This window comes from Arthrobacter sp. Soil_N43 (assembly GCF_057655195.1).
The window spans coordinates 1-12722 of the sequence record NZ_JBDGML010000125.1; the positions used below are offsets into that span (position 1 = coordinate 1).

Genomic DNA, 12722 nt, shown 5'->3' on the forward strand with positions numbered 1-12722 from the left:
CGGGCACGCCTCTTCCCGGCCCCGCTGCGCCGCTTCATCCAGGCCCGCGACGACACCTGCCGCACCCCCTACTGCGACGCCCCCATCCGCCACCACGACCACATCGTTCCCTGGCACGGCGGCGGCGCCACAACACAGGCCAACGGCGCCGGGCTCTGCGAAGCCTGCAACCACACCAAAGAAACCACTGGCTGGAAAGCCATACCCCGGCCCGGCCCACGGCACACCATCGAACTCCGGACACCGACCGGCCACACCTACCAATCCACAGCACCGCCGCTGCCCGGAACCAGCCAGTCCGAACAACTGGCCCGCGCCTCCTAACCTTAGGCTGCCGCACGAGGGCCCCGAAGGTCCTCCGACAATGGCATGCCCTAACTTACGTGGTTGGCACCCGGTGGGGGGCCGGCTTCGCCCTGACCTACGTGGTTGGCACCCGGTGGGGGCCGGCTTCGCCCTGACCTGCGTGGTTGCCACCGGTTGGCGCCGGCCTCGCACGCAGTCCTTGCCTGGCACAGCCCATAGCAAGGCACCGCCCGTAGCAAGGCACTGCCTAGGAGCGGATGCCGCTTGCCGTATCGTTGCGGGGCGTCTGTTCCGCAGCGGCCCTGGTCGTTTCCACGAGAACCCGCCAGGGCCCGGTCACTGCCCTTTCCGGCAACGTGGCCCGGTGCTGGCCGGCCCGAATGGAATACATGAACCTGTCGGGCTGCCCGTCGGAAACCTGCCGGGAGTCCGGGACTGCGTCCCACGGGCAGGCTTCCACGATCGGCTGCCAGTGGCTCTTGTCGCTCGACGTGATGGCCTGAACTGTCCAGGTGCGCGTCAGGGCAGCAATTCCTCCGCTGCGCTCAACTGTGATTTTCATGGCAGGGTCCTGGTATCCGAGGCCGCCGAACGCGCGGAACTGCCGCGCTCCCGGCGTGGGGTTAGTGCTTCACTTTCACAGTTTCCCACGCCTCGCGCACGGCGTCATGCTCCGCAGACCCGTCCCCGAACAATTCCCTTGCGGATGCCGCTGTGGCCTTGGCAAAGACGCTGAAAGTTGCTGTCGTCGGTAGGGATCCTCCCGTCAGGGTCTCGTACCAGATCTGTCCCGGGGCCTCCCAGGCGTTGCCGCCGATCGACTGGGCGACCAGGCAGAAGGCTCGGTTGGGAATGCCTGAATTGATGTGGACACCGCCGTTGTCCGCGCTGGTGCGGACATACGAGTCCATCGAGTCCGGCTGGGGGTCCTTGCCCAGGACATCGTCGTCGTACGCCGTTCCGGGGGCCTTCATGGAGCGGAGGGCCGAGCCCTCAACCTGGGAAGTGAACAGATCTTCGCCGATCAGCCAGCTCGCGTCGGCCGTTGACTGTTTCCGGAAGTACTGCTCCACCAAGGCACCGAAGACATCGGAGATGGACTCATTGATCGCACCGGCCTGGTTCCGGTAGGCGAGCCCGGCGGAGAACTGGGTTACTCCGTGGGCCAGTTCGTGCCCGATAACACTGAGGGAGCGGGTGAACCGCTGAAAGATTTCGCCGTCACCGTCGCCGAAAACCATCTGCTGGCCGTCCCAGAAGGCGTTGTCGTAGAGCTTGCCGAAGTGGACGGTGGCATGGAGCGGCATGCCCTGGCCGTCGATGGAATTCCGGCCGAAAACGTCGGCGTAAAGGCTGTGGGTATGGCCCAACCCGTCGTAGGCCTCATCGGCCGCGGGGTCACCGACAGGGGCTTCGCCTTCCTTCCGCACCAGCACGCCGGGAAGGGATTCAGCCGACTTGGCATCGTAGACAGATCTGTCCGGGGGAGCAGGCTGCACTTGCCTCATGCCCGGGGGAGTCACGGGCGCCGGTGCCGTTCTCGCCGCCTGCACTGTCTTCACGTGCAGCAGGGCTTCTTTTGCTGCCCGGCGGACAGCGGTGAACCGTGGCGCGTCCTGCGCCGCGAGGCGCTTCAGCATGTACGGGGGAATGATGGAACAGATCATGCAGATCAGCCTACGAGCGGCCACTGACAATGTTTGGAGGCGCACTGGCAGGCGCCGATGGGGGATGCAGAAAACCCCGCCGTTTCGCTGAAACGACGGGGTTTTTTCTGTGCCCTCGATAGGATTCGAACCTACGACCTTCTGCTCCGGAGGCAGACGCTCTATCCCCTGAGCTACGAGGGCAGTCAGGGATCCTGCCGTTGCCGGCGGGACGTCCTAGAGCTTAGCAGGAAGGTGGGGCCGAATGGAAAACCGGCATCGTTCCCGCAGCCAACGCCCTGCACGGTTTTAGTATCCAGCGAACGAATCAACGTGGATACGCCGGGCGCCTGCTTGCCGCGCGGCACGCCGCAGCGACCCCACACTGGCCGGTGAGCCCGAAATGAACACCCTCCGCTGGGCGATGTCAGGGACAAGCAGCTTGAGCGACGGGCCGTCCAGCCGGGTGCCAGGATCCAGCCGGGCGCCGGCGTCTTCAATGAAGTCGGGCGGAGCGGAGCCGTCGGCCAGACGGGCAAGAATGCTGGCGCCGGATTCTTTCAGTTCAGCCGCATATGCAAGTTCGGACGCATTCCTGGCCAGGTACAGCAGGACAGTATCCCGTTGCCTGGCCACTCCGCTGGAAAGATGCGCCAGATAGGGCGTAATGCCGATGCCCGCAGCAATGAGCAGGACCGGAGCGCTCGATCCTTTGGGCAGGACGAAGTCTCCCGCCACGGTGGTGGCCGTGAGCTCCTCCCCGGGCTTGAGCGCCAGGAGCCTGCGTTTGGCGGCGGAGACGGGGTCTGCGGTGCCGACACCGATTTTCACGTGGGTCGCGTCGGGGGAATTTGTCAGGCTGAATACGCGGCGGCGGCCCTTGCCGTCAGGCTTCTCGTGCGGGAGATCCAGCTCCACGTACTGGCCGGGCTCGTGACGGACGGGGCGGCGCGGCTTGAAGACAAATTCGGTCGTCGTCGGCGTGAGCCTGCGGGAGTGGCTGAACAGCAGCCGGACGCTTCCGCGCTGACCGGCCAGGAAAGCGAGCAGGTTCCCTGCAAGCAGGGCCAGTTCGGGCGAGTTCGCCACGAAACCGAAGTTGAAGGGCATCGCAAAAAGCACTCCGACGACGGCGGCCAGCACCAGTTGCTGCCAGCGCCGCGGAGGCAGCGTCAGCGGTTCGGTGAGCATGAATCCGACGAAGAACAGCACCGGGCTTTGGGCCAGCGGCTGCCACACGGCGCCGCCCGCGTCCACGCCCGACTGCAGCAGGTCGCTGGCCGCGATGGACGTGGCAACAACGATGAAGACTGCGGCCATCAGCATTTTCCGGGTCCGGTAAAGCACCAGGAGGACTCCGGGACCCAGCAGCCACAGCATGGCGGGTGTGCCTGCCCACCAGGTCGCGATGTTCAACCCGGTGAGGCCGGTAATGAAGGCGCCGGCGGCCGCGGGGTTGAACACGTGGCGTCCGCGCCAGGCCAACGCATACTTTGACGCCGACGCGAGGACGCACGCAAGGGCCACGCCGGCCAGGTCGATCGGAGCGAATGCCGGCCCGAGTTGGGTTGGCCAGAACAGGAAGTAGAGCAAAAGCCCTGTGATCAGCGACGATTCCGAATGCGGGCTGACGCGGAACACTGCGGCCAGGGCGCGGTTGGAGGCGTACGTCAGCCCGAGGCACAACGCGAGGTGGGCGAGCATGTTGGGAATGCCGAATGTCAGCCAGCCCAGGCCGTCGAGCAGCAGACTGTAGGCGGCCAGCGCGGCAAGGACCAGGGACACCAGCCGGTACATCGTGAAGCGGCCGAGGAAGGCATCCAGCGCGGTGGCGGGGGAGGCCCGCAGCCCGGTGGTGGTGGAACTCATGTGAACAGCGTCCCTTCGAATTCCGCGGAGTATTCCGCGCTGCCGTTGGAAAAGACCTTAAGCCAGGAAAACCGGAAATGGGGCTCCAGTGCCGCGGCGGGAACCACAAATAAAGCGGTGGCCAAGGCATCTGCCTCCATGGCAGTTTCGGCCATGGCCCACGTGGCCACTACCGTCCGGACCGGCTTGCCGGTGGTGCCGTCCAGGACGTGGTGGAGTCCGTCGCCCCAAGCCCTTCGGTTGGAGGCAGAGGCGCACAACGCCCTTTGGCCAAGAGGAACGGTGCCGATCGCCTTGCTGGCGTCGTATGGATGCTCCAGCGCCACCGTCACCGGCGTCTCCCCGCCGTTCAGAAGGTCGCCGCTGGCGTCGATGAAGAACTCTGTGAGTCCTTGGTCCCGCAGCATGCCGCCCAGGAGATCCACGAGCTGGCCCTTACCGGCAGCCCCGATGTCCAGCACCACGGGAACGGTGGTGTGCAGTGATGTCCCGCGCCACTCAAGGACACCGTCCCAGGCAGGCGGCGGTGCTGCGCCTCCGCGGGGCTGCAGGGAATAGCCGGCGTCGTAGCCCAGCTGTTCCAGGCTTTCGCCGATCAGCGGTGTCATAGCCCCGCCGCTAAGCGTGTACAGGCTACGGTAGAGGTCCGCGAGGCCGGCGGATTCAGGGGGCAGCTCAAAGCGGCCCGCCTGCACTGACATCTGGCTGATCAGCGAGTCGCCGCGGAACCTGGACCACGTTGAGTCGTAGCGCTCCACTTCGGCAAGTATCTGGCTGCGCTGCCTGGCATCCAACGGTGCGGCAGTGGAGATCTCCCAGCTCGTTCCGATGCCGTCGAAACGGAATTCATGCCAGCTGGCGTGCGGCATGGGCTCTCCTTTTACTATGTTCGTCGTGGAGTCCATGCCGCGCGCGCCTGCCTATGCTGCCTGGGATTTGATCTCTTCAATGGCCTGGTTGAAGCCTCCGCTGGTCAGCGACGAGCCAGCCACCTTGGAAACCTTTATTTCGTCGAGGCTCTTGCCAACCACCTGCGCCGCGATTCCGCCCGCGAACTGCCCCTGGAACTTCCGGGTGTTCGGGTTGGAGGGATGCTCCGTGATCTCAACGGCGGAAACCGTCCCGTTGGCCAGCGTCAGCTGCACGCCAACGGTCTCGGTGCCGTTGGGCGACTTGTAGGTGCCGTCCGCGCTGTAGGTGCCGTCCTTGTAGCCGGCGCCTGAGGTGGCGAGCGCAGACGAACCGGGTGCTGCGGTCTCCGAAGCAGCGGAAGAAGCAGAGGAAGGGGTTTCCTGGGCGGCAGGCTGCTGCGCCGAAGGTGCGCAACCGGCCACCGTACCGGCGAGGGACAGGCCGGCGATCCCGGCGAAAACAGTTTTGCGGATTGTGGGCTGCACGGTGTCTCGTTTCGTTAGTACGGGCACTTACCTGGTGGACGACGCCGAGATCAGGCTAAACGTTCAAACTGTGAATGTCCCTAGTATTAGCTGTGACGGCGGGGCGGCCACTGAGGGGGCCAGGGTCCCCCTCCGGATTCCGCGGCAGGGCGGGCCCCCCGGTAGGCTAGGAATGTGACTCCCGAAGAACTCTCCCTCGCCATATCCGCCTGCCTGCAAGATGCCGTTGCCGCCGGCGAGATCGCCCTCCCCGAGGCGGCTGTCCCGGACGCCGTCCTGGTTGAGCGTCCCAAAAACCGGGAGCACGGAGACTGGGCCACGAACATCGCCCTGCAGTTGGCGAAGCAGGCCGGAACCAACCCGCGGGCATTCGCAACCGTCCTCAGCGCCCGCCTGGAAGGGATCGACGGAGTGTCCGCAGTCGAGATCGCCGGTCCGGGCTTCCTGAACATCACCGTGGACGCGGCCGCAGCCGGTGCCCTTGCCAAGGCGATCGTGGAAGCCGGCGCGGCCTATGGCACCAATTCCGCGCTCGCGGGCCACACGGTCAACATGGAGTTTGTCTCCGCCAACCCCACCGGTCCGCTGCACATCGGCCACACGCGCTGGGCTGCCCTCGGCGACTCGATCGCGCGTGTGCTGCGGGCCTCCGGCGCGGACGTCACCGCGGAGTACTACATCAACGACGCCGGTTCGCAGATGGACGTGTTCGCCAACTCTGTGCTGTCACGCCTGCACGGCCGCGACGTGCCGCAGGGCGGCTACCCGGGCGAGTACATCCGGGACCTCGGCCATGAAGTGCTCACCCAGCACCCGGACATCCGCGAGCTCACCGACGTGGCGGCCCTTCCGGTGATCCGGGCAGCGGCCTACAAGGCTCAGCTGAAGGACATCAAGGACACCCTGGCCGACTTTGGCGTTTCCTTCGACGTCTTCTTCTCCGAGCAGGAGCTCCACGACGCCGGGGCCATCGAAAGTGCCGTCGCCCGCCTTCGCGAGCAGGGCCACGTGTTCGACGACGGCGGTGCCGTCTGGCTGCGCACCACGGACTTTGGCGACGACAAGGACCGCGTCATGATCCGCGCGAACGGCGAGCCCACGTACTTCGCCGCCGACGCCGCCTACTACCTGTCCAAGAAGGACCGCGGCTACACCGAGAAGATCTACCTGCTGGGCGCCGACCACCACGGCTACATCAACCGGCTCAAGGCCATAGCAGCCGCTGCCGGTGACGATCCCGAGGTCAATATTGAGGTGCTGATTGGACAGCTCGTCTCGGTCAACGGTGCCAAGCTGTCCAAGCGCGCCGGCAACATCATCGAGCTCAAGGACCTGATCTCCTGGCTAGGCAAGGACGCCGTGCGGTACTCGCTGGCGAGGTTCCCGGCAGACTCCCCGCTGACCCTGGATCCCGAACTGCTCAAGAAGCACAGCAACGAAAACCCGGTGTTCTACGTGCAGTACGCGCATGCCCGGACCCGCGGCGCCGCGCGCAATGCCGTCGCAGCGGGCGTGGACCGCAGCGCCTTCGACGCCTCGCTGCTGCACCACGCAACCGAAAACGAGCTGCTGTCCTACTTGGGCAGCTACCCCTCCATCGTGGCCAAGGCTGCGGAACTGCGGGAACCGCACCGGGTAGCCCGCCACCTTGAGGTCATCGCCGGCGCCTACCACCGCTGGTACGACGCCTGCCGCATTGCCCCGCTGGGCGAGGAAGTCGTCACCGACCTCAACCGCACCCGCCTGTGGCTCAATGACGCCACGAGCCAGGTGCTTGCCAACGGACTGGACCTGCTCGGCGTGTCGGCGCCGGAACGGATGTGACTCAATGACCGCAGATGCCCCCATGGCAGCACATGCTTCCCCGCTTGCTCCGGACTGGCTGGCCCTGCCGGCGGATCTGAACGCACTCCACGAGCCTATGTGGGCTGCCGGAGTCGGGCGGAATTCCGACGGCGAGCTGGCCGTTGACGGGATTCCGGTCAGCAAGCTCAAGGAACAGTTCGGGACGCCTCTCTTCATCATGAGCGAGGCGGACTTCCGCGCCCGCGCCCGTTCCTTCAAGGATGCCTTTGACGAGGCCTTTGCCGACATTTGCGGGGGAGTGGATGTCTACTACGCCGGCAAGTCCTTCCTCTGCTCTGCTGTGGCACGGTGGGTGGCAGAAGAGGGCCTGCGTCTGGACACCTGTTCCGGCGGTGAACTTGCGGTGGCAGCCCGTGCGGGCATCGACGGTGCAGAGCTCAGCCTGCACGGCAACAACAAGTCCGACGGCGAGATCAACCGGGCACTGGACATGAAGCTCGGCCGCATTGTGGTGGACAGCCTGGACGAGCTGGAGCGTGTGGCCAAAATTGCGTCCGAACGGGGCGAAACGGCCAAGGTCATGCTGCGCCTGACTCCGGGGGTGCACGCCCACACGCATGAATTCATCGCCACGGCCCATGAAGACCAGAAGTTCGGCCTGTCCATGGCCGGAGACTCCACTGACCAGGCAGGCCTCTCGGCGGCCGAGGAAGCCGTCGCCGCGGCAACAAGCTACGCCAGCATCGAATTGCTCGGCCTGCACTGCCACATCGGCTCGCAGATCTTCGAACCCGACGGCTTTGCCCTCGCCGCGGTGAAGCTCCTGGGCTTCCTGGCGGAGATGCAGGCGAAGTACTCGATCCGCCTTCCCGAACTCGATCTCGGTGGAGGCTACGGCATCGCGTACACGCCGGTGGACACTCCGCGCCCGCCGGCCGACATCGCGCAGGCGATGGCCGCCGTCGTCCGTTCACAATGCGCTGAGCTGGGCATTGCCGCGCCGCGGATTTCGATCGAACCGGGACGGGCCATTGTGGGCCCGAGTACCTTCACGCTGTACGAGGTGGGCACCCGGAAGACCGTCCGCGTGGATGTTCCGGCCGCCGGCGACGCCGGAACACCGGAAACAGGGGGAGAAAACGTTACGCACCCCCGCCGCTATGTGTCGGTGGACGGCGGCATGAGCGACAACGCCCGCCCGGTGCTCTACGACGCGGATTATTCCGCGATCCTCGCCTCGAGGGCCTCCGCCGCTGCTCCGCAGCTGTCCCGCGTAGTGGGCAAACATTGCGAGAGCGGCGACATAGTTGTTAGAGATGTATATCTGCCCGAGGACGTGGCAGCCGGTGATCTGCTCGCTGTACCGGGGACCGGCGCCTACTGCTGGGCCCTGTCAAGCAACTACAACTATCTGGCCCGGCCGGGCGTTGTCGCTGTGCGCGACGGATCTCCCCGGCTGATTGTCCGCGGGGAAACCGAAGAAGATCTGCTGAACCGCGACATGGGAGCCTGAATGACTGAATTGCGAACCCTGAAAGTAGCCCTGCTGGGCTGTGGCAACGTCGGGGCTCAGGTCGCGCGGATTCTCATGGACGACGCCGACACTCTGGCCTCCCGCACGGGGGCCCACCTGCAGCTCACCGGCATCGCCGTGCGCAACATCGACGCCGAGCGTGAGGTGGACCTTTCCCGCGAACTGTTCACCACGGATGCCGAAACCCTGGTCAAGGACGCCGACCTCGTCATCGAGCTGATGGGCGGCCTGGAGCCGGCCCGGTCCCTGATCCTTGCCGCCATCCAGAACGGCGCCAGCGTCGTCACGGGCAACAAGGCCCTGCTGGCCGCCGACGGCCCGGCGCTGTACGAAGAGGCGGACAAGGCCGGCGTCGAGCTGTCCTACGAAGCTGCCGTGGCGGGAGCCATCCCGATCCTGCGCCCGATCCGGGACAGCCTGTCCGGGGACCGCATCACGCGCGTCCTGGGCATCGTCAACGGCACCACCAACTTCATCCTCGACCAGATGGACACCACCGGCGCCCAGTTCGCCGACGCCCTCGCCGAGGCCCAGCGGCTTGGCTACGCCGAGGCCGATCCCACTGCCGACGTCGAAGGCCTTGACGCTGCGGCCAAGGCCGCCATCCTTGCGTCGCTTTCCTTCCACACGCGGTTTGACCTGGCGAACGTGCACTGCGAGGGCATCACCGGCGTCAGCGCAGCTGACATCGCCGCGGCCAAAGAGGCCGGGTTCGTGATCAAGCTGCTCGCCATTGCCGAGCAGCTGACAGACGCCGACGGCGGTGGCGGCGTCTCGGTGCGGGTGCACCCCACGCTGCTTCCCCGGGAACATCCCCTCGCTGCTGTCCGCGGGGCCTTCAACGCGGTCTTCATTGAGGCCGAGAACGCCGGCGAACTCATGTTCTACGGCCAGGGTGCCGGCGGAACCCCGACGGCATCCGCCGTGCTGGGCGACCTCGTGTCGGCTGCCCGCAGGATTGTCCTGGGCGGACCGGGCCGTATCGAGTCCACCACCGGGCACGTTCCGGCATTCCCCATCGACGCCGTCACCACCAGCTATTACATCGGACTGGACGTTGCCGACCAGCCCGGCGTACTGGCGAGGATCGCCCAGCTCTTCGCCGAGCACGGCGTGTCCATCGAGATCATGCGCCAGACCATCCACCGTGATGCCGACTCCAACGTGGAATCGGCGGAACTGCGGATCGTCACGCACCGCGCAAGCGAAGCTGCACTGGCAGCAACCGTCAAGGCCGTCAAGGGCCTGGACGTCATCAATTCAGTTACATCCGTACTTCGGGTAGAAGGAGTCTAAGTGGCTCACCAATGGCGCGGAGTCATCCGCGAATACGCTGATCGTTTGCCCGTAACGGAGAGCACCAAGGTCATCACCCTGGGCGAGGGCGGCACGCCGCTGGTCCACGCGCAGAAGCTCTCAGAGCTGACCGGCTCAGAGGTGTACCTCAAGGTCGAAGGCATGAACCCCACCGGCTCCTTCAAGGACCGCGGCATGACCATGGCCATGACCGCCGCCGTGGAATCCGGAGCCAAGGCCGTGGTGTGCGCCTCCACGGGCAACACGTCCGCGTCTGCGGCCGCCTACGCCACGGCCGCAGGCCTGAAGTGCGCAGTGCTCGTGCCCGAGGGCAAGATCTCCATGGGCAAGCTCAGCCAGGCGATCGCCCACGGCGCCACCCTGCTGCAGGTGGACGGCAACTTCGACAACTGCCTGGACATCGCCCGCAAGCTCGGCGAGTCCTACCCGGTCTTCCTGGTGAACTCGGTCAACCCTGCCCGCATCCAGGGACAGAAGACCGGAGCCTTCGAAATCGTCGATGCCCTCGGCGACGCGCCGGACATCCATGTGCTGCCCGTCGGCAACGCCGGCAACATCACCGCGTACTGGAAGGGCTACAAGGAGTACTCGGCGCCGTTCGAGTCCGCGACGGCCGGCACCCTTCCGGCTGTTTCCACCCGGACTCCGCGGATGTGGGGCTTCCAGGCCGCGGGTGCCGCCCCGTTTGTGGCCGGTCACCCCATCACCGAGCCGGACACCATTGCCACTGCCATCCGCATCGGCAACCCTGCCTCGTGGGACGGCGCCATCGCCGCACGCGACGAGTCCGGCGGCTTCATCGATGCCGTCACGGACGACGAAATCCTGGCAGCCCACCGCTGGCTCTCCTCCAAGGAGGGCGTCTTCGTCGAGCCCGGCTCTGCCGCAGGCGTCGCGGGCCTCCTCAAGAAGCACGCGGCCGGCGAGGTCCCTTCTGGCAAGACCATCGTCATCACCGTCACCGGCCACGGACTGAAGGACCCGCAGTGGGCCCTGCGGACCGAAGATGGCAGCGACGTCCAGCCCGTCAAGGTGTCCAACGACGTTGTCACGGTGGCCGCCGAACTGGGACTGGAAGACAAATAACCTTGGAAACCATGCTGCCGCAAACCGCCCAGCTGCCCGCCATTCAGGGCGGGCAGCAGGTCACTGTCCGGGTCCCTGCCACGAGCGCGAACCTTGGGCCCGGCTATGACAGCCTCGGCCTGGCGCTGACCCTGCACGACACCCTGACGGTCGAGAGCCTGGACAGCGGTGAGCTGCTCTTCGAGCTCAGCGGTGAAGGCGCCGAGTCCCTGCCGCGGGACGCCAGCCACTTGGTGGTGCGGGCCATGAACGCCGCCTTCGAGCGCCTCGGCTACCGGCACAACGGCCTCAAGATCACGGCTGAAAACGTCAGCCCGCACGGCCGCGGCCTGGGTTCCTCGGCGGCCGCCGTGGTGGCAGCCGTTACGGCAGCGAACGCCCTGCTCCCCTCGGGCGAGCAGCAGGACCGGAACTGGATCCTCCAGCTGACCAGTGAAATGGAGGGGCACCCGGACAACGTCGCCCCGGCGATTTTCGGCGGGCTGGCGCTGTCGTGGCAGGACAGTGACCAGTACAGCAGCACCTGCGCCACGGTGAACGACGCCGTCACCCCCATCGTGGCCGTACCGGACTATGAACTGTCCACGGAAGCCGCGCGTGCCCTGCTGCCGGCGTCGGTGGGCCACCACGCAGCCGCCATGAACTCCGGCCGCGCCGCACTCCTCATCCACGCGCTGACGAACAAGCCGGAACTGCTGCTGGCCGGCACCGAGGACTTCCTGCACCAGAGCTACCGCGCGGAGGCAATGCGGCCCAGTGCCGCCCTCATCATGGCGCTGCGCCAAGCCGGGCACGCCGCCGTCGTTTCCGGGGCGGGGCCAACCGTCCTGGTGCTCGCCAACGGCGAGGCGGAGGCTGCGGATGTGCTGCAGTTCATCGATTCGTTTACCTCGGCAAACACGCCTGATATCAACTGGCGCGTGATGAAGCTGGCAGTGGACGTCGAAGGTGCTAAAGTGGGAGTGCACCGGCGGTAAACCCGCATTCAGTCACCGCAGTTTATGCAGTCAACAGCGACTCTGCAGTCAAGGGGCCCTGCAGCCAAAGACCGTGCAGTCAAAGAACCTGATGATCGGCCATGTTGCCTATCTTGGTCCGGACCTGCATAGATCTGCTGCTGCTTCGTCTTAGTAATGCGCAGTATTTTCCGGTGCCGCCTCCTTGGCCTGACCCGGGGCCCACAGAAAACATTCTGTTCCCTGAACCGTCAGTCCGACGCCCCACCGTATTACGGAGCGTTGAAGGCGATCAGTATCCGGCCCTGCCGCGAATTCCATCCGGCAAGGCCGAAATCCCGGCTGCAGATCTGAACTGCAGCCCAGATCAAATCATCGCGTCCAGCTCCCAGTCTGGACGCCGTCGAGGGGGAAGGATCCTTCGTGACCGAAACCACTGAGCTGTCGCCAGCTGTGGACACACCATCTTCTGCTTCCGGATCGTTGACGGAAGCACCCGCCAAGAGCAGTGGCCTCGCCGGCCTCAAGCTCGCCCAGCTGCAGGCTCTTGCCAGCCAGCTCGGTATTTCGGGCGGTTCCCGCATGCGCAAGGGAGACCTTGTCTCGGCCATCTCGGCGCATCGTGCGGGTACGTCAGCAACCAAGGCTCCGGCCCGGGCTGCTGCGAAGAGCGCCGATAACGGCGCTGCTGCTGAGGTGTCGGCTCCGGCCGTCCCGGCAGAAACCACCGAAGCCCCGGCCCAGGAAGGCACCCGTGGCCGGGGCCGTGGCCGCAGCCGCCGCGCCGTCAGTGACGGCGTGGTCT

At 66.0% G+C, this 12722-nt stretch carries 12 protein-coding genes and 1 tRNA gene; 7 read left to right on the forward strand and 6 right to left on the reverse strand.

Going from position 1 to position 12722, the window contains the following annotated elements:
- The coding region (locus AC3A3W_RS20685; RefSeq protein WP_487445003.1) for an HNH endonuclease at window positions 1-324 on the forward strand (324 nt) is incomplete at its 5' end.
- A gap of 229 nt (window positions 325-553) precedes the next feature.
- Here the strand turns inward: AC3A3W_RS20685 and AC3A3W_RS20690 are convergent.
- The 6 genes from AC3A3W_RS20690 to AC3A3W_RS20715 form a co-directional block, all read right to left on the reverse strand.
- Window positions 554-868, reverse strand: coding sequence for a protealysin inhibitor emfourin (locus AC3A3W_RS20690; RefSeq protein ID WP_487445004.1), 315 nt, complete (start codon window positions 866-868; stop codon window positions 554-556).
- Window positions 869-929: 61 nt separating this feature from the next.
- Window positions 930-1973, reverse strand: coding sequence for a M4 family metallopeptidase (locus AC3A3W_RS20695; RefSeq protein WP_487445005.1), 1044 nt, complete (start codon window positions 1971-1973; stop codon window positions 930-932).
- A gap of 110 nt (window positions 1974-2083) precedes the next feature.
- Window positions 2084-2156: transfer RNA gene (locus tag AC3A3W_RS20700), tRNA-Arg, on the reverse strand.
- Between the two features lie 105 nt (window positions 2157-2261).
- Window positions 2262-3821: a ferredoxin--NADP reductase gene (locus tag AC3A3W_RS20705; protein ID WP_487445006.1), complete on the reverse strand. Its 1560-nt coding sequence runs from the start codon at window positions 3819-3821 to the stop codon at window positions 2262-2264.
- Window positions 3818-4690 (reverse strand): FAD:protein FMN transferase, encoded by an 873-nt coding sequence (locus AC3A3W_RS20710; protein WP_487445007.1) that lies wholly within the window; start codon window positions 4688-4690, stop codon window positions 3818-3820. Before AC3A3W_RS20710 ends, AC3A3W_RS20705 begins: the two co-directional genes overlap by 4 nt.
- 51 nt (window positions 4691-4741) lie before the next feature.
- Window positions 4742-5218: an FMN-binding protein gene (locus AC3A3W_RS20715; protein WP_487445008.1), complete on the reverse strand. Its 477-nt coding sequence runs from the start codon at window positions 5216-5218 to the stop codon at window positions 4742-4744.
- 174 nt (window positions 5219-5392) lie between these two features.
- On the opposite strand from AC3A3W_RS20715, the gene argS reads away from it, so the two are divergent.
- From argS to AC3A3W_RS20745, 6 genes are all read left to right on the forward strand, one after another.
- Window positions 5393-7042: an arginine--tRNA ligase gene (argS, locus tag AC3A3W_RS20720; protein WP_487445009.1), complete on the forward strand. Its 1650-nt coding sequence runs from the start codon at window positions 5393-5395 to the stop codon at window positions 7040-7042.
- A 4-nt stretch (window positions 7043-7046) separates the two neighbouring features.
- Window positions 7047-8537, forward strand: a complete 1491-nt coding sequence (gene lysA, locus AC3A3W_RS20725; RefSeq protein ID WP_487445010.1) for a diaminopimelate decarboxylase — start codon at window positions 7047-7049, stop codon at window positions 8535-8537.
- Window positions 8538-9854, forward strand: a complete 1317-nt coding sequence (locus AC3A3W_RS20730) for a homoserine dehydrogenase (protein ID WP_487445011.1) — start codon at window positions 8538-8540, stop codon at window positions 9852-9854.
- Window positions 9855-10961, forward strand: a complete 1107-nt coding sequence (thrC, locus tag AC3A3W_RS20735; RefSeq protein WP_487445012.1) for a threonine synthase — start codon at window positions 9855-9857, stop codon at window positions 10959-10961. It begins immediately after the preceding gene.
- Window positions 10962-10972: 11 nt separating this feature from the next.
- A complete protein-coding gene (thrB, locus tag AC3A3W_RS20740; RefSeq protein ID WP_487445013.1) occupies window positions 10973-11938 on the forward strand; it encodes a homoserine kinase in 966 nt (321 codons plus the stop codon).
- A 402-nt stretch (window positions 11939-12340) separates the two neighbouring features.
- Window positions 12341-12722 (forward strand): Rho termination factor N-terminal domain-containing protein (locus tag AC3A3W_RS20745; protein WP_487445014.1); only part of this gene is annotated, 382 nt, incomplete at its 3' end.